Origin of the sequence: Priestia sp. YIM B13552 (assembly GCF_042787775.1) — a bacterium.
Classification (GTDB): Bacteria; Bacillota; Bacilli; order Bacillales; family Bacillaceae_H; genus Priestia; species Priestia megaterium_E.
On record NZ_JBHZOU010000001.1, the window covers coordinates 1,043,808 to 1,062,283 of the forward strand.

Consider the following 18,476-nt stretch of genomic DNA (forward strand, 5'->3'; position numbering starts at 1 on the left):
CTTGTTTTATTTTGCTTTTGCTTCTATTGAGCGGCTCCATGCTGTTAATAAGACCGCTCCTAAAACCATAACTCCTCCAATCCAAGGAGTATGAACAAGACCAATCGAATCAACAATCAGGCCGCCTACAAAGGAGCCAATAGCAATTCCAACGTTAAATGCAGCAATATTAAGCGCAGACGCTACATTCACTGCTGAAGGAACATACTTTTCAGCTAAGTTCACGACCAGCACTTGCAGTCCAGGTACGTTCATAAATGCCAATAAGCCCATGGCAAAAATCGTAATCGTTCCCGCTACTTTAAATGATGCAGTAAACGATAAAATAACTAAGATAACGGCTTGAATTAGAAACATCCAAAATAATGCTTTTAACGGGTCTTTATTCGCAGCTTTTCCTCCGATTGTATTTCCGATGGCTACCGCTACACCGTATACCAGCAGTAAGATACTAACCGCGCTTGGTGCATATCCTGTTAGTTTTTCAAGAATAGGTGCTAAATACGTATAGGCTACAAACGTTCCGCCATATCCTAAGGCAGTAATAGCAAACGATAGTAAAAGCGGCCCGTTTTTCAAAATTTTCAATTGATCACTAAACTTTGCCGGCGGCGCTTCTTTTAAGTTTTTAGGCACTAAAAGAGCACTTGCAATAATGGCAATAACCCCAAGTAACGCTACTCCCCAAAATGTTGCTCTCCAGCCGAAAGCTTGTCCGATAAATGTACCAAGCGGAACACCTGTAACCGTTGCAACTGTTAAACCTGTAAACATTAAAGCAATGGCACTTGCCCGCTTATCTTCCGGTACCAAATCAGCAGCGATAGTCGCACCGATAGAAAAGAAAATTCCGTGTGAAAATGCAGTAATAATTCGTGCTATAAGCAGCAGTCCAAAGCTTGTTGATAAAGCTGCTACTGAATTTCCTACGATAAAAATAACCATCAATAGCATCAACAGTGATTTTCTGCTCATTTTACTTGTTAAAGCTGTTAATACGGGAGCTCCAAATGCCACTCCCATTGCGTATCCTGAAATTAATAACCCTGCTAGTGTAATGGAAATATTTAAATCATCTGCAAGCGATGATAATAAACCTACTGGAACGAACTCTGTAGTTCCGATCCCAAAGGCGCTAATAGCTAGCGCTAATAGCGGCAAAGCACCGCTTTTTTTACTTTGTTGTGTTTGTGAAAGTGTATTCACTTTTTAACGCCTCCTGTTCGTTATAATAACTTCTTTATAATAGCTTCTTTTATGGCTGATTAGCTTAGGTACCTTTCATATATTCGCTAACTCGCCATCAACAATTGTTATTATGAGCGATGTAAAACCAAAGAAAAAGTACGCACTTTCAAGTGATATAGGTACCTGGAGGTTACAATAAGCGTAAATACTAAAGTCATGAACTATTGGGTATTCTAAAAAAATGCTTACACCTAGAAAATTCTGCTCTATAGTGGTATGATAAACATCAGAAAAAATGCGAAACCATGCATTTAACCGTTATCTCTAGAACAAGGAGAGTTGTTAACGTGAAAAAATATAATATTCCAGTGGAAGCGGCACTAGAAGTCATTGGAGGCAAGTGGAAAGTCGTTATTCTTTGCCACTTAATTAAAGGGACAAAGCGCCCTGGAGAATTAAAAAGAATTATGCCGCGCGTTACACAAAAAGTATTAACGCAGCAGCTTCGTGAACTTGAAGCAGACGGCATCATTGTTAGAAAAATGTACAATGAAATGCCGCCTCGAGTAGAATATTCTTTAACAGATTACGGATGGTCTTTAAAAAGCATTCTTGATTCATTATGCTCTTGGGGAGAACACCATATTGAAAAAACGTATCCTGATAAAGAAGCTGTACTTATGCAGCCTGTAGAAGAAGTCACTGTTTCTAATTAAAAAAGCTGACTATCTAGTCAGCTTTTTCATTGCCTTACTTTCTTTGTTTTTCAGACGATGTACGTATTCAGGAGGAGCCCATATGACAGAACAATCAAAAAAGAAAATTAGTCTTCAAGATGCTATTAAACAGCAGCTTGCTAATAAGAAAAACCAATCTTCAAATAAAGCTAAGAACAGCAGTACTAATCAAGCAACCAAAAAGCTGACAAGTCAACAAACAAAAAAAACGAATAATCAGCGAAAGAGAACAGGTGTATAATGAACGGACAAAATAGAAAAGACGTAGCTCCTGGAATTAAAGTCGACATTGTTTTAAAAGCAGATCAGCGCTCTGGAAAACTGACACATGGAACGGTCAAAGACATTCTGACCAATTCAAGCTTTCACCCTCACGGCATTAAAGTTCGTTTAACAGATGGACAAGTCGGACGTATAAAAGAAATTTACCCAAATTAAAAAAGCATGTATTCTACATGCTTTTTTAATTTATCCTTCAAATAAATCTACTTATCATTTCCTACTTTTGTTAAAATAAAGAAGCACTGTCGTCCCCTTTCTTTCCCTTGGGAATTCACGCAAGGAAAAAAAGGTGGTGGATAGTCTGAGACAAATCCTCAAGTCATTTTTCCTAGATGCTGAGAATGTTCAGCTCCTAACGGCTTACGTCGAGCTTTTAGGAGCCATAGTCGCTCTTATTTTGCTATTTTTCCAGTAGCAAAATAAGTAATCACCGATAAGTATCGTCTAAAAGGTTCTTCATCCATAAGGCTCGTGTGCTGATTGTCTTTAGGGAATGGTGTTTGGCGGCACTTCCCTATAGTAAAAAGACAGCTTCCTTGCAGAAATGGACAAGGTGTAATCAACTACGGCCGATTATGGGTGCGGAACCTTTTTCTTTATTAGTCTATGTCTTTTTTTCCCTTCCCATACACAAAAATAAAAAAACCTCCGAGTTGGCGGTCTCGAAGGTTTTTTCTAGTGAATCGTTTTCGACAAATCCTCATCCGGGCTAACAAGGTTCAGATCTAATAAGATTATGTGATGAATTTCTTCACCTTACAAGCTAAACTTGTCAAAGCTAAGAATTCATTCGCTTGTTAAGAATAACTGAACGTGCGCTCCAGATTGTCATTTTTCCTAGCCTCAGTATATCATACTTGTTGAAAACAGGTAAAAAAAGTGTTCGACAAAGCTTGTCGGCAGCTCTTCACCTATGTCATATTTTTCAAAACAAAAAACATTTTACAAATATGAAGGAATTTCATACTATTAGATAAAAGATAAAACATAGAAGATAGAAGTATTCTGACTTGGAGAGGATTTCAATGAAGCAACCTCAGTTAGAAAAAGAAATTCGAGCCTTACAATCAGATATTTACCAATTAGCTAAGAAAACAAGCAGCTATTCTCAGGGTGAGATTTTAAAATTAAGTCAAAAGCTAGATCAAAAAATTGTTAGTTACCAAAAGCTTTTTAACCATACCAAATAAGAGCCGCGTAGGACTTTCACTTGCTATCCCTCAGGTACCATAAACCTACAAATAAAACAGATATGTTTTATTCGCAATAGGTACATCTCTGCTTCCCTAATTAATAGGGAAGTTTTTTATTTAGAAAATTAAAACCTTCTCCTTTCCTTTGATTAGTTGTCATACAAATTGGGTATTCAATCAGTAGGCCTTAAAACCTATATAAGAAATATAAAGGAGAGAATGCATGATGAGTAATGCTGATACTACCGAAACAAAAAAAGGAGCTGACTTGCTAGTAGAAAGTTTGGCAAGTCAGAATGTGCCTTATATTTTTGGCATTCCAGGAGCCAAAATTGATGGCGTATTTGATGTTTTGAAAGAAAAAGGGCCGGAAGTAATTGTTTGCCGCCATGAACAAAATGCTGCGTTTATGGCAGCTGCTATGGGAAGACTGACAGGTACGCCGGGCGTTTGCCTTGTCACATCAGGTCCAGGTGCCGCTAACTTAGCCACTGGCCTTGTCACTGCTACTTCTGAAGGTGATCCAGTGGTAGCCCTAGCAGGAGCCGTTCCAAGAGCAGATCGATTAAAAAAGACGCATCAATCAATGGATAATGAAGGATTATTTAAATCTATCGCCAAATTCAGCGTTGAGGTAGAAGACGCTGCAAACGTTCCAGAAGTGATAACAGACGCCTTTCGCGAAGCTGTTTCTTCTCCTTCAGGAGCATCTTTTGTCAGCTTGCCGCAGGATGTAATGGATAGCGAAACATCAGCTTCCACTCTATCCGTTTTAAAAGCTCCTACGATTGGGGCTGCTAATTTAGACGCTGTTGCCCAAGCTATACACACTATTCGCACAGCAAAACTACCTGTATTGCTTTTAGGTATGAGAGCAAGTAAATCTAAAGCAGTGGAATCAATCCGTCAGCTTATAGCGGAACATGACCTTCCTGTGGTGGAAACGTTCCAAGGTGCGGGAGCTGTTTCACGAGAGCTTGAAACTCACTTTTTTGGGCGAGTAGGTCTTTTTCGCAATCAGCCTGGAGACGTCTTATTGAAGCATGCTGACGTCGTCTTAACAATCGGATATGACCCAGTTGAATACCCTCCTTCTCTTTGGAACTCAGAAAGTCAAAGAACCATTATTCATTTAGATGATTTACAAGCACAAGCTGACCACCATTATCAGCCGGAAATTGAGTTAGTAGGAGATATTCCAAGCACAATTGACATATTAGCGGATAAACTCCCACATTTAATACGTTCAAAAGAAAGTGCTTCTTTTTTAAAAACACTAAAAAGCAAACTTGAACAACCTGACGATCAGTACGAGTTTTCTAATGACACTCACCTTCATCCCCTACAATTAATTGAAGCTCTGCAGAACTTTGTTGAAGATGATACTACCATCACATGTGACGTTGGTTCGCATTACATATGGATGGCTCGTTATTTTCGTTCCTATGAACCTCAGCATTTACTATTCAGCAACGGTATGCAGACACTAGGTGTTGCTTTGCCTTGGGCCATTTCAGCTGCACTCGTTCGCCCCCATAAAAAAGTTCTGTCCATGTCTGGAGACGGCGGGTTTTTATTTTCAGCTATGGAGCTCGAGACAGCCGTTCGGTTAAACTTACCAATTGTTCACATTATCTGGAACGATCAAACCTACGATATGGTTGGCTTTCAACAGCAGATTAAATATGGCCGAAAATCTGCAGTAGAGTTTGGCAGCGTAGACTTTGTTACGCTTGCTGAAAGTTTTGGTGCCAAAGGATTTAGAGTTAACTCACCAGAAGAATTTCTGGACACTCTAGCAAGCGCTTTTCGTGAACAAGGCCCCGTTATCATTGATGTTCCTGTAGATTATAAAGATAATGAAAAACTAAATACACAGCTACTGCCAGATCAAATTAACTGAAAGGACTGAGTAAAGAATGAGCAATAAAGAAAAATTAACAATTCACCAAACTTCCACTATGATCGCTTTATTAGACGGAGTATTTGACGGTGTTGTCACATACAAGGATTTAGCTAAGAAAGGTGATTTCGGCATCGGTACGTTTAATCAATTGGATGGTGAAATGATTGCCTTTGACGGAGAATTTTATCATATTGCTGATGGAAAAGCCGCACCTATTAGTAAAGATGCAAAAACACCTTTTGCCATTATGACAACCTTTTATGAAGATATCTCTTATCGTGTAGAAAAGGAAATGAATCGTGAACAACTAGAAAGCTTAATGAACGAGCTTATTCCTAGCCCGAATTTATTCTATGCAGTTCGCATTGACGGGAAGTTTAAAGAAGTAAAAACGCGCACGGTTGCAAAGCAAGAGAAGCCCTATCCTTCTATGGTAGATGCGGCTGCTGATCAGCCTACATTTACATCTTCAGATGTAAATGGAACACTAGCAGGTTTTTACACGCCAGAATATTCTTCAGGCATCGGTGTTCCCGGCTACCACCTGCACTTTATTGATGAATATAAAAAAGAAGGGGGACATGTTTTAGATGTCTCCGTTCAGGATGTTACAATTCAAATCTGCAAAAAAACGAAATTAAATCTCAATTTATCGGAAACAAGTGAATTTTTAAATGCTAACTTAGAAGACCATGATGTAGAAGAAGAAATTGCGACCGCTGAATAAACAACGATACTTTTACTGATAAAAAACGCTCATCGTCATGCATGACGATGAGCGTTTTTTATTCAATCGAGTTCAGGCTTCATTTCTAGCACAACACAGAAACCTTCCGCCTATACGTAAAAAGAGCCCGTGTCTTTTAAAACATAGAAAAATGGTGTTTCAGCCTCTTTTAGACATCTAGTCATTCGATCCTTAAAGTTATCTAATTTAATTATATTTTTTGCTTCTTCTAACGTAAAATACCCCACATCTTGCGTTTCACTGGAGACAGAAATTTCCCCGCTAATCGCTTTTCCCTTTAATAAAATAACAGTAGTAGATCGTTTAACATCTTGTTCTACTCCTAGAAAGTTGGTAACTTCAATAACAATTCCAGATTCTTCTTTAACTTCTCGTATACCCGCATCTTTTATCGATTCACCTGCTTCGACAAAACCACCGGGAAATTCCCATCCCCGTCTATGGTTCTTGACTAGAAGCACGTGGTGATCTTGATTTATTACCATAACTGCTACAGCTAATTTTTGATTCAACTTTTTCTCACTCTCCTTTTAGACCGTTAAGATATTGTTCAAGAAGGTGAAGAAATCTTTCTATCTCTCTATATGTGATATCACCAATATTTGCTATTCGAAACGTTTCTAATTTATCAATTTTACCAGGATAAATGGTGAATCCTTGTTTATAAAAAAAATCATGCATAATATCAAAATTATACTTTTTATGGGAAGGCTCGATGATAGAGGTAATAATTTTAGAATGATGTGTTTCAGGAACCAAATAGGTTAACCCAAGCCGAGTAATTCCATCCGTTAAAGTAGTCCATGATTTTGAGTAGCGCTCATATCGTTTCTCAATTCCTTCCCACTGAGTTTCTATAATTGCCTGCTTTAAAGCGTACATAGTCTGAACAGGAGGAGTAAAACGCATTTGTTTGTTCATTTGGAAATATCGATACTGATCATATAAATGAAGATAAAGGTTACGAGGCTTTATTTGCTCCGTTTTTTCTAACCGGGCTTTATTTGCTATAACAAACGACACGCCTGCCATTCCTTGGAGGTTCTTATTTGCACTTGCGGCCAGATAGCTTATATTCATTTTTTGCATGTCAATTGGAACAGCTGCATACGAACTCATTGCATCCACAATCATTTCGATATTTTTCACTGCACAAAGTTTCCCAATTTGTTCAATATCATTAAGAAGCCCTGTGGAAGTTTCACAGTGAACAAGCGCCAGATAAGAAACGTTCGTTGAAATCTTTTTTATAAAAATTTCTAAATCGTTCATATCAATAGCATGCTCGGCGGAGCTTTTATATTCTAAATAATTCAGTCCATAAATCTCAGCGATTTTACACATTCTTTCACCGTATGGACCATTATTGATAATAACAACCGTACCGTTATCAATTACTGAACTTAAAATCGATTCCACTGCCGCCGTTCCAGATCCGCCGAATAATACCGTAGTATACTTCTCTGGAGTCCCCACAAATTTTGTTAGTTCAGCAGAGATAAATTCCATCGTCTCTCCAAATTCTTTTTCTCTCGGGCAAATGTCTTCCACTATTTGAGCATATTTGACGGTATCTGTTGTAGTTGCCGGCCCTGGGTTTAGGAGTATATTTCTCTTAACTGTATGCGGAATACCTTCTCGAGCTTTAATAATCGGATAAACAATAGTAGTTGCTCTTGCCCAGTGATCTTCATCATCCACTTCACACCATGCCAAATTATCCAGTTTATGAACATGCACATTTGCTTTTTCGGAAATTTTAACGAGGCCATATTCATAATCGATCGTTTGATTAAACTGAAACAGCGTATTTGCTTCATCACAAAGTCTCTGAAATGTAGCATAAGAGAGTTTGGTTAAACCAACTAGTTCTGCATAGATACTATTCAACTCTTCTTTTTGTTTTGACATATTCTTAAGGTTATTATTTTCATCAGCTTCAATATAAACTTCATCGCCAGCACCGTTCAATTTACTCGCTAGTATGACATCTGATCTCGAATGGTTTACTAATGTTTCCAACGCATTCTTTTCATAAATTACATCTGATTCCAATAGTAAAAAATCTTCTTTAATATAATTTTTAAATTGATACAGCGTAAACAGGCTTCCCGTTGTTTCGTATCTAGAATTATAAACACATTTTATTTGAGGATATCTAACCATTAGCTTTTCATATTCTTCTTTCATATATCCTGTTCCAATAAAAATCGTCTTGACTCCTGCTTCTATTAACTTCGAAATGGAATGTTCAATAATCGATTTTTCATCAATCATCAAAAAACCTTTAGGGCGGTTTCCAGCTCTTTTACGAATCCTGCTCCCCATCCCTGCAGCTAGAATAACAGCTGTTTTAATCATCTAAAAACACCTGCAGTCTTTCTCTGACTTCATAAGGCTTCATTTCAGGACGCCCCAGGTTCTTTTTAGATCCTTTCGCTATTTTAAGATATAAAAACGTTAATTTGTTATCACTTTTCCACTGTTTGATATACGTCTCTAACTCATGTAAGTTATGAACATGAATGGAATTTTGATACCCACAGGAAGAAGCAATATCTACAAAATTAATGTTATGAGAGACCGTATGTTGCCCCCCTGTAGAATCATGGGTTTGATTGTCTAAAAGAATGTGTAATAAATTTGCTGGACAGTAGTATCCGTTGGTTGCTAGATTTCCCATGCGCATAAGCAAAGCTCCGTCTCCATCAATTGTAATGATGTTCTTTTCATTTCTGCTCAAAGCTAAGCCTAAACCAATGGAACTAACGCACCCCATAGATCCAACCATATAAAAATTATTTCTTGCGTCTTCTATTTCGTAAAGCTCTCTTCCTGTTTTTCCTGTAGCGGCCAATTGAATAGTATCGTTGTCTTTTAATGAATTAACTACTTGTAATGCCTCATACCTTGAAGGTAACTCATCGGTTGTTATCTGTTCACTTTTCATTTTAGGAGTAACGTTTTTTATTGATTTTTCTAAAAGCTTAACTGGCTCAAACGTTCCTTTTTTTACAATAAAGAAGTAGCTTTCATTATTTTCAACAGCTTGATTAGCCCGCTGTAACTGTTTTTTAACTTCGGCAAAATCAAAAGATAAATATTCCCATTTTATTTTCATCGTATTTAGCAGGGCAGGAGTAATTTCTCCCATTAATTCATGCTGCGGTTCATCTGGACATCCAGGTTCTCCGCGAAAACTGACAAATCCAAGGACAGGAATTTTAAACGGATGAATAAGAGAGGTTAAAGGGGAAACAGCATTTGCTAATCCGGAGTTCTGCATTAAAACAACCGCTTTGTTGCCAGCAATTGATGCCCCAGCAGCAATCGCTACCGCTTCTCCTTCGTTTGCTGCTGCAACATATTCACATTCGTTGATAGCGTAGTTAATAAGATGTTTAAGATAGGAACAAGGAACTCCGCTATAAAATTGAAAACCTAGTTTTTTTAATTGAGTTCCAAATACGGACGTACTAATCATTTTTCCCACCATCTTTTTGAATCTTTGTATACGTTTCGGTATCTATCCATGACCCCATCGTATATTTAACAGCAACCGGGTGAATTAGATTAATATAATTAAAGAAATCAGAAAACGTGAGCTGCGCAAAATCTTTTCTTTGTGCCAGTTCTTCCAAAGCTTTTTTTACAACCTCAGTGCCTTTTCCGGAAACTTTCCAAAGGCCAATGAATTCACCATGAATGTTTTTAGAGTTTGGATTGCACGACATTTGAATCAAGTCTACTGTTTTGGAATACAGCTGCTTGGAATAGGGAATTTTAGCAGTCACATAAGATGTTTGATTCCCTTTTAACTCATAATCAGCTCCTGCTACGATCGTGATATCGCCACTTTCATGAAGTAACTCCTCAAAAATATGGGTTTTATATACGATGTTACTATCGCTTATTAAAGTAGCCGTTCCTAGCTTATCTCTTGCAGTATAAAGATCATATAATTCTCCTTTATTAGAAAACACATTGTCTTCCATAGCTTTGTTGGAATCTACTTTTATACTATTTGTTACGCCGACTTTTTTTAACTGATTTATCTGCTCAGTTATTAAAGTGTCATTTGCTGATTTCTTTACCAGAATCATAGCGTTCGTGCTATGATTGGCAGAGCTTAAATAAAGTTTCTCTGCGATGTCGAGCTCTTCAGCTTTTTGAAGACGGAAAACTTCCTCAAGCGGAGAGACATTTTTTTCTACGTTAATCAAACTTTTATCGTAATAAATCTGAGCGGACGTTTTTTGCATAGCTGTAATGGAAGATCTTAAGTTATGGTTGGCCCAAATGCTCAAGCTAATTCCTAAATCACTAAATTTATCAGTGGGAACTGAATAATATTTGGTTGGAACAATAATAACCGGAAGCCTGTTTCCCCACTCTTTCATAAAAGCTTCAATCTCTGTCATATCTGACCTTTTACTATGAATCAAAACGGCGTCGGTTCCCGCTTGGCGATAAGCTTCTGCACGTTTTAAAGCTTCCTTCAGCCCCCACCCTGCAATAAAAGCTTCTACACGCGATACCACTACAAAATCTTCGTCATTTTGGCTATCTTTCATTGCTTTAATTTTGCCGCAAAATTCATTAATATCTGCAAGCGGCTGTGCTTCACCTTTAATAAATGAGTTTGTTTTTGGAAACAATTTATCTTCAATACATACGCCTGGAATGTCTCGCTGCTCCAATTTCTTAACTAATCTTCTTGCATTATTAAAATTCCCATAGCCTGTATCACCATCAAGAAGAATTGGAACGGACGTTGCGTCACTCATAAACTCTAAGATGTCTAATACCTGTGTCCATGAAGCCTCGTTATTATCTCTTACACCCAGTGCTGCGGATAAAGACAGGCCACTGGCCCATATCCCTTTGAAACCTGCTTCTTCTACAATCTTTGCAGATAGCGCACTGTGAGCTTCCATAATAAACTCTAGCCGTTTACTTTCTATCAACTCTCTTAGCTGTTTAGTTTTCTTCATGTCTATCCTCCTTTTACTCTTCGTTATCTGGAATAAGTTTATTTCTTAATTCTTTAAAAGTAGGTTTTGTCATAACACGGTGCGTTATTTTTAATAAAATTACTGTATTTTCATTTAAATATGGAGCTAGCACATTGTATACTTCATCACCAGTCTTACAAAAATAGACTTTTTTAGGGTCCATTCCACATTTTAAAGCTCCTGTGCCAATAGCTTTTGCTTCATCTCCTACTACAACTAGAATGTCAATTTTGGATTCCGCTGCTTTTTTTCCCATATCTTCATATTGTTTAATTGCATAAGGTCCTTCCCCTAGCTGGGGCATGTAACCTAATAAAGCGATAGACTGTTTCTCTTTTGACATATCACTAAGAACTCCAAGAGCTGTAGCCATCGATAAAGGTGAAGAGTTCCATGTATCATTAATTACCGTACATTCATTCATTCCTCTTTTAAATTCCAAATGTTCTTCTACTTGTTCAAATAAGCTAAGTCTTTGTATGGCAACGGAAATATCAACGCCCACATAAAATACTGCAGCAATGGCAGCCAGTGCATTATACACATTATGTTCACCATATCCAGGAATAAAGGCATCGTATTCTTTGTTTTGGTACTTTAAAGTAAAAGCCATTCCTCCCTTAGCATATTTAATATCTTTTGCTTGAAATTGGGAACTATCATTTTTACCTATATATACAACATTTTGAAGATGCTTTACATCAAGCACTCTCTTAATATTTTCGTCATCTGCGTTTAAAATCAAAATGCCGCTATTTGGATCTAAGCCTTCTACAATTTCGGCTTTTGCTTTCATATATTCTTCAGGTGTTTCACAATCAGCAAGATGGTGCACGCCTATATTTAATAGAATTCGTATTTGTGGCTGAAAGTAGCGACACGCAACTTTTAAATATCCTGGATAAGCGACCGGCATTTCAAAAACAGCTACTTCTGTCGTATCATCAATACCTGTTAAATAACGTAGATTTACAGACATAGAATTCATACTCATCCACGTAGCTTTCACTTTATAATCTTCAATTAATATTTGTCGGATCATCTCTTTCGTGGTCGTTTTTCCACAAGTTCCTGTAATACCAATAACAGGAAGATCAAAAAGCCCTCGGTAGTATTCGATAAATTTCCAATAAGCCTCTTCTAATTGATCTGTTTTAACAAGAATAATATTTCCCTCTAAGTTCGTGCACAGCTCAGGGTGATCTGTTATCACGACAATTGAATGATTTTCTTTCCAATACTTCCCTCTAATCGGTTCTCTATCTAAATGAAAGATGAGTGTATGATCCTCTATATCTTTTTTAGCGTAGTTTATAGCATGTTTAATAATAGGATTTCCTGATCCGTAACAAAGGTCTCCCCCCGTTTGTTTGAGAATTTCATTCAATGTGAAGTGCTTCATGTTAAATCCTCCTTTTCTTCTTCGTAACCAGCCAGTGAAGACGCATAATTGAGCAGACGAATCCCCGCCAAAGTACGTAGCTTGTAGGCTCTAATTTGTGAGAATAGACTATCTGGTTTTGCATTTATTTCAAGTAACTTTATGGAACCGTACTGATCTATACATAAATCTACCGCCAGCTCCCCAAAAGGACCTACTTTCTCCTCTACTGTTGCAACAATATTTTTAGATATTTTAGCTAATTGGTTTATAATGAGCCTTCTGTCTGTTGGATCAGGATATAAACTGTTTAATATTTTACTGAGGCGCATATTCGTTTCAGAATCTTCCGTTAGCACATCTTCACCGGTGAGACGCGCAACCATACCCGTTCGAAGCCAAATTTGCTTTTCATTTTTTTGCATATAAACCCGTATTTCTAAATTTTTATCTTTATGCTGTTTTCTGCGAATTCCTTCTTGAACAAGATAAGGATTGTTTTTCATCAAAGGAGTGAGCAAAGTAAATAATTCTTCCATATTACTGAATTGATGCAGCTCCTTTTTATTAAGATCAAACCAAAAGATGCCTGTTGGTCGGCGAACGATGCGCATGACTCCTTTACTTAAGGCCCCGCCAAGCGGTTTTAAATAAACTTCTCCGTAGCTATCAAGCATTTCTGCAATGTCAGCAGAGTTTTGTACGAGACGTGACTCTGGAAGAAATTCTTCATATTCTTTCATAAGAAGTTCATACGTTGCCCACTTATCTCCCGTAAGCTGAAACAAGTTTGAAGAATTAACAAAAGGAACTTTATAAATCGCCTGAAGTTTTGCTCTTACTTCATCTATTAAAATATTTTTTCTACCATCTATGAAATAACGGTCATAAATAACAGCAGGAAAAGGAAAGAGCCCTTCACCGTTAATGGTTGTTCCTTTAACCAATTTTTTCTCCCAATCAATATCTTCGGGTTCAAACACATATACAAGCATTCGCTTTTCATTTGCTAAGCGACATAGATGATGGAAATAAGTTGTTTGTCTTTCAAAAGGACGGTTAGCAAGAATGCCAATGATAGGACCTAAAGTTATGATGCCTTCTGAAGCTGATAGCTTGGGGCACCAATCTTTTGGGAGAGATAGTTTATCACGGAGAGATTTAGAGAGTTGAACCATATTTGGATGGCGAAATGAAAAAGGATAAGAATGCACAGTTGCAGTTGATATTGCCTTTCCTGCACTAACAATCGTAGACTGCCCCTCTTTAAGGCCGTATTTTAAACGGAGCTTTTTGGGAATTTGGATAATATGTCCGCGGTCATAGATTTCTTTAGAAATCTTTGCATTCCAATTTCTGCGAATATCATTTGATTCATCACAAGGAATTTCTTTTTCTATCATTTCAAATAGAAAAGATAGTTCATTTTGATAGTGTGGATAGCTGGATGTTTTCATCAGATTGCCCTTGATATGTTTCCACATTTGTTTAAGAAAGATTTTATTTCCTTGATAGTAGGCACGCTGCGTAAGTGGATGAAATAAAAATTCGCTTTTTAATTCATGATGATGGGTAGCAACTAGCTGAGCAAGAGCTAAAGTGGAGAGAGTAATTCTAGGGTCGATAATCCAAGAGCTTAAAGTTAAATACTCAAATCCATACGGTTTCTCACGATAGCGTCCAAGACCTCCATGGTTCGTTTTCCGTCTGAGTTTAGCAGTCTTAGATTCTTCTATCAGCGCTACGGGAATAGCCAGATAGTGATCAAGAGCTCTTAATAAGGATAAAGAAAGCGGGATGCCAAAATGAATGTGTCCTCCACATTGGTATCCAGAAAAAGGCATGCTGCCTGCCCGAAAATGAACATTTTCATAAGGTACCTGTGCAGATGCTTTTTCTATTAATTTTTGGATATTCTGGAATAGTTCTGTTGATGAATTCGCTTTTTCAGGCCTAACTTCTACTAATGGATACTCACCGCTATCTTGTTCTATTTGCCTTTCATCACAGCCTACCGCACCTTCAAGAGAAAAAAAAGTAGAAGCTGGTAGAAGTTCCCCGTCACAGCTTAACATAAACTCAACATCAGCACCCATGCTAAAAGGGATAGTAGGCTTTAGTGGATTTTCTATCCACTCACTTTCTGATGAGTTAATATCTGTGACAATACACTCTCCACTTTCTAATATCCCCATTTTGACAAAGCCGCTTTTAGCTCCTGTTACATAAAGCGCTCGAATGGCTATGCTTACCAACATTTCCGGTACATCCATGCCGTTTATCTGTTCTAATTTCCAGCCGAAGGCTTTTGTTCGAATGGGTATTTCATTAAATACAACGTGTTCGCTAGTAACTACTTGTACTGATTTTACACTCAGTCCTTCCACTTCTAGGCAATATTCTTTGTCTATTGCATACATTTTCGTAAAATAATCATATCCTTCATATATTGCTTGATCCTTTGTATTTACGATAACAACATCTCTTCCGCTGTGATGACCATACTTCCTCCCTATCACTGGATATGAACAGGTTTTGGGGTCAACTAATTCAACAGATGGTACATTATTCAGATTAAGAGTTTGCAACGTCATTTCTTTATCAGATAATATCCCTAACTCTTCTTTCATTGGATCCATTTTAAAGCCTCCTAATTAGAACTTTCTATCTTATTTTGCTATTTTAATGCCCTATAACAATAATCAGCTACTCACATAGTATGTAACTATACAAAATACTCCTGTACATTTATCTATTTATTTCCACCATCTCTAAAAACTTTTTATGTATTTACTTAACACGTGTAATAATTCACCGATTTTATTTTTACTGCATTTATTATAGAAAGGATAGATTTCAAACGATATAAAAGGAGAAATAGTCAATGGCATTAAAATTCATTCATGGAAACTACTTAAAATATAACAAAGGAACTGGTTTTATAAGCTGTCACGTAGACGCCCTTCATGCAGAACCACCCGCTGCTGATTTATTTACGGATAAAATCGTAGAGAATGTAGTAAAGAAAACAGGATGTGCTGGAATTATTAGTACGGTTTCCCGAACCGTAGCAGATTTAAATAGAAATCTAAATAAAACGAACTATGAGGGGATACAAGAATATAGAAGCACAATCCAAGAAATTATCAAATCTTTGAAGATAATAGATAGCAATAATGGCCTTCTAACACCCTATTTGCATTTATCTTTTCATGGAATGAAGGACACACATTACGGGCCCCATGCAATTGAAGTAGGAACCTTATATGGACAATCTTGCTCAAAGGAAGTTAAGGATTGGTTTCAACAAGTCCTGACTAAAAAATCCGAAAATTCGTTTCCAAAAATCCATGTAATATTTGATAATAAATTTATTGGAAACGAATCAATTGCTTTTCACAGACAAGGTGACAATAGGAACTATACAGGCTACAGCCATAATTTTAATACGTTTCAAATCGAATTATCCCGAACTCTGCGCAGCAAACATAGATCTGCTATAACAAATATATTTTCCGAGATTATTCATGACTTTCAACAAACATTCGTCGCTACGTAGTTTTTAGGAATCTTTTCCGTCTACTATTTCTTTTATATATTTAGGTAAAACAAATGATGCGCGGAAAATTTCAGGATCAACATATTGAGTATGTGTATGCTGCAGCTTCGTCAAATCGGCCTGAAGAGGATCCATTTTTTTAGAAGCAATCGTAAAACTCCAAATGCCGCATGGGAAAAGAGGTATCGTCACTAAATATGTGCGGACAATTGGAAACAGTTCCTTTAAATTTTTAACTGTTCCTTGTAGCGTGGAAGTATTGTAATAAGGAGATCCCGATTGAAAAACAACTACGCCATCATCTTTAAGGCTATTGTAGACATATTGATAAAAATCAGGTTGAAATAATTTTTTTCCAGGTCCAACAGGGTCAGGTCGGTCAATGATAAGAACATCATAAACTCCCTTTTGTTCTTGAATCCACTCTATTCCATCTCGATGTATCATATTGAGCCTCGTTTCACCATCATAACAAGAAGCCGGAGTTAGCCATGTGCGGCATATTTCTGTAACTTTTGGATCAATTTCGACTACATCGATTTGTTGAATTCCATCATACTTCATTGCCTCTCGTGCAGGACCACAATCCCCTCCGCCAATCATCGCGACTTTTTTAGGATTTGAATGCGTTATAATCGGCACATGGCTAATCATTTCATTATAAATAAATCCTTCTCCTGTTGAAATTTGTGGAGTACCATCTAGCACCAACATTTTCCCATACCATTTTGTATCCACAATACTGATTTGTTGATAGGAAGATTGCTCATAGTGAAGCAGACTTTTTACTTTATACCCCATTTTTACTCTAGCCTGTCCAACATAACTCCATATCCAGAGAACTCCATAATCATCCTTTTTATAACCTGAAAGAGGATGCTTTTCTGTCACTTTTTCCACCTTCTATTTCAAAAATTTGTGTTCTATATAAAATATGAATTTTTTTTGATTTGGCTATAATTCGATAGCACAAATTTATAGGTGCTGACTCTATTAATCTCTTCTAATTTCAATTTTCCTTCCATTCTTTCGACAATATTTCTACCTACTGTTCTTTTAAAGCTTTTTAACCGTTTCTTCATCAGCACTTAGATAGAGTGTAAGTTATCTCTCCACTTTTATCTGCGTCCGTTCTTCAGCAAAAGTACGGAAGAAAACCTAACACAGAATGATACATAAAAAAGAAAGCGTAGTATCATAATTACCATATTGCAACAGCTTTACGCTGCATATAAAAAAGGAGGTTTTTAAGTAATGTTTTCTAAACGGCCTTTATCTGTACTTCTTATCTCGACTTTATCTATGATTATTGCTTTTTCAGTATGGTCTGTCTTCGCACCTATCGCTGCAGATATTCAAGTGATGTATTCATTAACCAATGCTGAAAAAAGTATCTTAATTGCCACTCCCGTCTTATTAGGTTCTCTTATGCGAATTCCGATGGGGATTTTAACAGATCGCTTTGGAGGAAGAAAAGTGTATTCTTTGACGATGCTGGCTCTTCTACTCCCTACCGTTTGTGCAGGCTTTACTCATTCTTATACCATGCTGCTCTTTTGGGCATTTTTTATTGGCATGGCCGGAACAACCTTTGCTATTTCCATTACATATGTCTCTAAATGGTATTCACCTCAAAAGCAAGGTTTTATTTTAGGAATTGCCGGGATGGGCAACTTAGGATCGGCGGTAGCAAGCTTTAGTATTCCACTTATCTTTTCTTCTTTTGGCTTGCCTTGGGTATTTTGGAGTTTAGCAATTGCGGTAGCCTTAATGGCTCTTTTATTATGGGTAGGAACTTCAGACCACCCTTCTGCTGCTTCCCCCAAAACGCTGCAGGAATCTTTATCGGTATTAAAATTTAAAGAAACGTGGTTTTTATCCATTTTCTATTTTTTAACATTTGGTGGGTTTGTAACGTTCAGCATCTATCTTCCTACCATTTTGCATGATCAATTTAATGCTTCAACTGTAGACAGTGGGCTAAAAACAGCTGTATTTGTCGTACTAGCAACGTTTGTACGGCCTCTTGGAGGATATTTATCGGATGTATTCGGAGCAAAAAAAGTACTTACCTTCGTCTTTACCGGAATGCTACTAATAGGGTTATTTATTGCATTTACCATCACTGCCTTCTCTCTATTTAGCGTAGGTTGCTTACTTGCAGCCATTACTCTTGGTATCGGAAATGGAGCTGTTTTTAAAATGGTTCCATCTGTTTCAACAGGAAATATTGGAGCTGTTACCGGGATCGTAGGAGCATTCGGAGGAATAGGCGGCTTTTTCCCTCCTATTGTGCTAGGCTTTATAAAAGATACAAGCGGAGATTACGTTGTCGGTTTTTCTTTACTAGCGCTTTTTGCCCTATTCTGTCTCTTACTAAATTATTCTGGATTCAAAAAACAAGATGTACGTATTAACCAAAAGCACCTTGCCTGATTCCATTCAAAAAGCCTCTTTTTTCAAGAGG

At 37.3% G+C, this 18,476-nt stretch carries 16 protein-coding genes; 8 read left to right on the plus strand and 8 right to left on the minus strand.

Going from position 1 to position 18,476, the window contains the following annotated elements; all coding sequences use genetic code 11:
* Nucleotides 1-6 precede the first annotated feature (6 nt).
* The gene (locus tag ACFX40_RS05100; RefSeq protein ID WP_028407533.1) at nucleotides 7-1,206 is read right to left on the minus strand and encodes an MFS transporter; all 1,200 of its coding nucleotides are present in this window, start codon (nucleotides 1,204-1,206) and stop codon (nucleotides 7-9) included.
* A 329-nt stretch (nucleotides 1,207-1,535) separates the two neighbouring features.
* Between ACFX40_RS05100 and ACFX40_RS05105 the strand changes: the two genes are divergently transcribed.
* From ACFX40_RS05105 to budA, 6 genes are all read left to right on the plus strand, one after another.
* Entirely contained in the window at nucleotides 1,536-1,904 is a 369-nt protein-coding gene (locus tag ACFX40_RS05105; RefSeq protein ID WP_013055500.1) for a winged helix-turn-helix transcriptional regulator, read from the plus strand.
* 82 nt (nucleotides 1,905-1,986) lie between these two features.
* Nucleotides 1,987-2,166 (plus strand): hypothetical protein, encoded by a 180-nt coding sequence (locus tag ACFX40_RS05110; RefSeq protein WP_060744848.1) that lies wholly within the window; start codon nucleotides 1,987-1,989, stop codon nucleotides 2,164-2,166.
* Entirely contained in the window at nucleotides 2,166-2,363 is a 198-nt protein-coding gene (locus ACFX40_RS05115; RefSeq protein ID WP_028407531.1) for a YwbE family protein, read from the plus strand. The genes ACFX40_RS05110 and ACFX40_RS05115 overlap by 1 nt, the downstream gene beginning before the upstream one ends.
* Before the next feature lie 869 nt (nucleotides 2,364-3,232).
* Nucleotides 3,233-3,397: an aspartyl-phosphate phosphatase Spo0E family protein gene (locus ACFX40_RS05120; protein ID WP_081731992.1), complete on the plus strand. Its 165-nt coding sequence runs from the start codon at nucleotides 3,233-3,235 to the stop codon at nucleotides 3,395-3,397.
* 226 nt (nucleotides 3,398-3,623) lie between these two features.
* On the plus strand, nucleotides 3,624-5,303 hold the full coding sequence (alsS, locus tag ACFX40_RS05125; protein WP_081731991.1) for an acetolactate synthase AlsS: 1,680 nt from the start codon (nucleotides 3,624-3,626) through the stop codon (nucleotides 5,301-5,303).
* 16 nt (nucleotides 5,304-5,319) lie between these two features.
* Complete coding sequence (gene budA, locus ACFX40_RS05130) at nucleotides 5,320-6,033, plus strand: acetolactate decarboxylase (RefSeq protein WP_060744847.1); 714 nt, start codon at nucleotides 5,320-5,322, stop codon at nucleotides 6,031-6,033.
* 110 nt (nucleotides 6,034-6,143) lie between these two features.
* Here the strand turns inward: budA and ACFX40_RS05135 are convergent, their stop codons facing one another.
* From ACFX40_RS05135 to ACFX40_RS05160, 6 genes are read right to left on the minus strand one after another with little or no spacing between them, the layout of a single operon-like run.
* A complete protein-coding gene (locus tag ACFX40_RS05135) occupies nucleotides 6,144-6,566 on the minus strand; it encodes an NUDIX hydrolase (RefSeq protein WP_098332476.1) in 423 nt (140 codons plus the stop codon).
* Nucleotides 6,567-6,573: 7 nt separating this feature from the next.
* Nucleotides 6,574-8,415 carry a 2-aminoethylphosphonate aminotransferase gene (locus ACFX40_RS05140; protein WP_377237344.1) on the minus strand — a complete coding sequence of 614 codons (1,842 nt, stop codon included), beginning with the start codon at nucleotides 8,413-8,415 and terminating at the stop codon, nucleotides 6,574-6,576.
* Nucleotides 8,408-9,538 (minus strand): phosphonopyruvate decarboxylase, encoded by a 1,131-nt coding sequence (gene aepY, locus ACFX40_RS05145; RefSeq protein WP_377237343.1) that lies wholly within the window; start codon nucleotides 9,536-9,538, stop codon nucleotides 8,408-8,410. Before aepY ends, ACFX40_RS05140 begins: the two co-directional genes overlap by 8 nt.
* The gene (aepX, locus tag ACFX40_RS05150; RefSeq protein ID WP_377237342.1) at nucleotides 9,531-11,048 is read right to left on the minus strand and encodes a phosphoenolpyruvate mutase; all 1,518 of its coding nucleotides are present in this window, start codon (nucleotides 11,046-11,048) and stop codon (nucleotides 9,531-9,533) included. Before aepX ends, aepY begins: the two co-directional genes overlap by 8 nt.
* 13 nt (nucleotides 11,049-11,061) lie before the next feature.
* Entirely contained in the window at nucleotides 11,062-12,471 is a 1,410-nt protein-coding gene (locus tag ACFX40_RS05155) for a Mur ligase family protein (protein ID WP_377237341.1), read from the minus strand.
* Nucleotides 12,468-15,089 carry a putative amidoligase domain-containing protein gene (locus ACFX40_RS05160; protein ID WP_028407523.1) on the minus strand — a complete coding sequence of 874 codons (2,622 nt, stop codon included), beginning with the start codon at nucleotides 15,087-15,089 and terminating at the stop codon, nucleotides 12,468-12,470. Before ACFX40_RS05160 ends, ACFX40_RS05155 begins: the two co-directional genes overlap by 4 nt.
* 245 nt (nucleotides 15,090-15,334) lie before the next feature.
* Between ACFX40_RS05160 and ACFX40_RS05165 the strand changes: the two genes are divergently transcribed.
* The gene (locus tag ACFX40_RS05165; RefSeq protein ID WP_098525514.1) at nucleotides 15,335-16,009 is read left to right on the plus strand and encodes a hypothetical protein; all 675 of its coding nucleotides are present in this window, start codon (nucleotides 15,335-15,337) and stop codon (nucleotides 16,007-16,009) included.
* A gap of 3 nt (nucleotides 16,010-16,012) precedes the next feature.
* Here the strand turns inward: ACFX40_RS05165 and speE are convergent, their stop codons facing one another.
* Nucleotides 16,013-16,900, minus strand: a complete 888-nt coding sequence (gene speE / locus ACFX40_RS05170) for a polyamine aminopropyltransferase (RefSeq protein WP_050689324.1) — start codon at nucleotides 16,898-16,900, stop codon at nucleotides 16,013-16,015.
* A 363-nt stretch (nucleotides 16,901-17,263) separates the two neighbouring features.
* On the opposite strand from speE, the gene ACFX40_RS05175 reads away from it, so the two are divergent.
* Nucleotides 17,264-18,445 (plus strand): MFS transporter, encoded by a 1,182-nt coding sequence (locus tag ACFX40_RS05175; protein WP_098333820.1) that lies wholly within the window; start codon nucleotides 17,264-17,266, stop codon nucleotides 18,443-18,445.
* The last annotated feature ends 31 nt before the right edge of the window (nucleotides 18,446-18,476 follow it).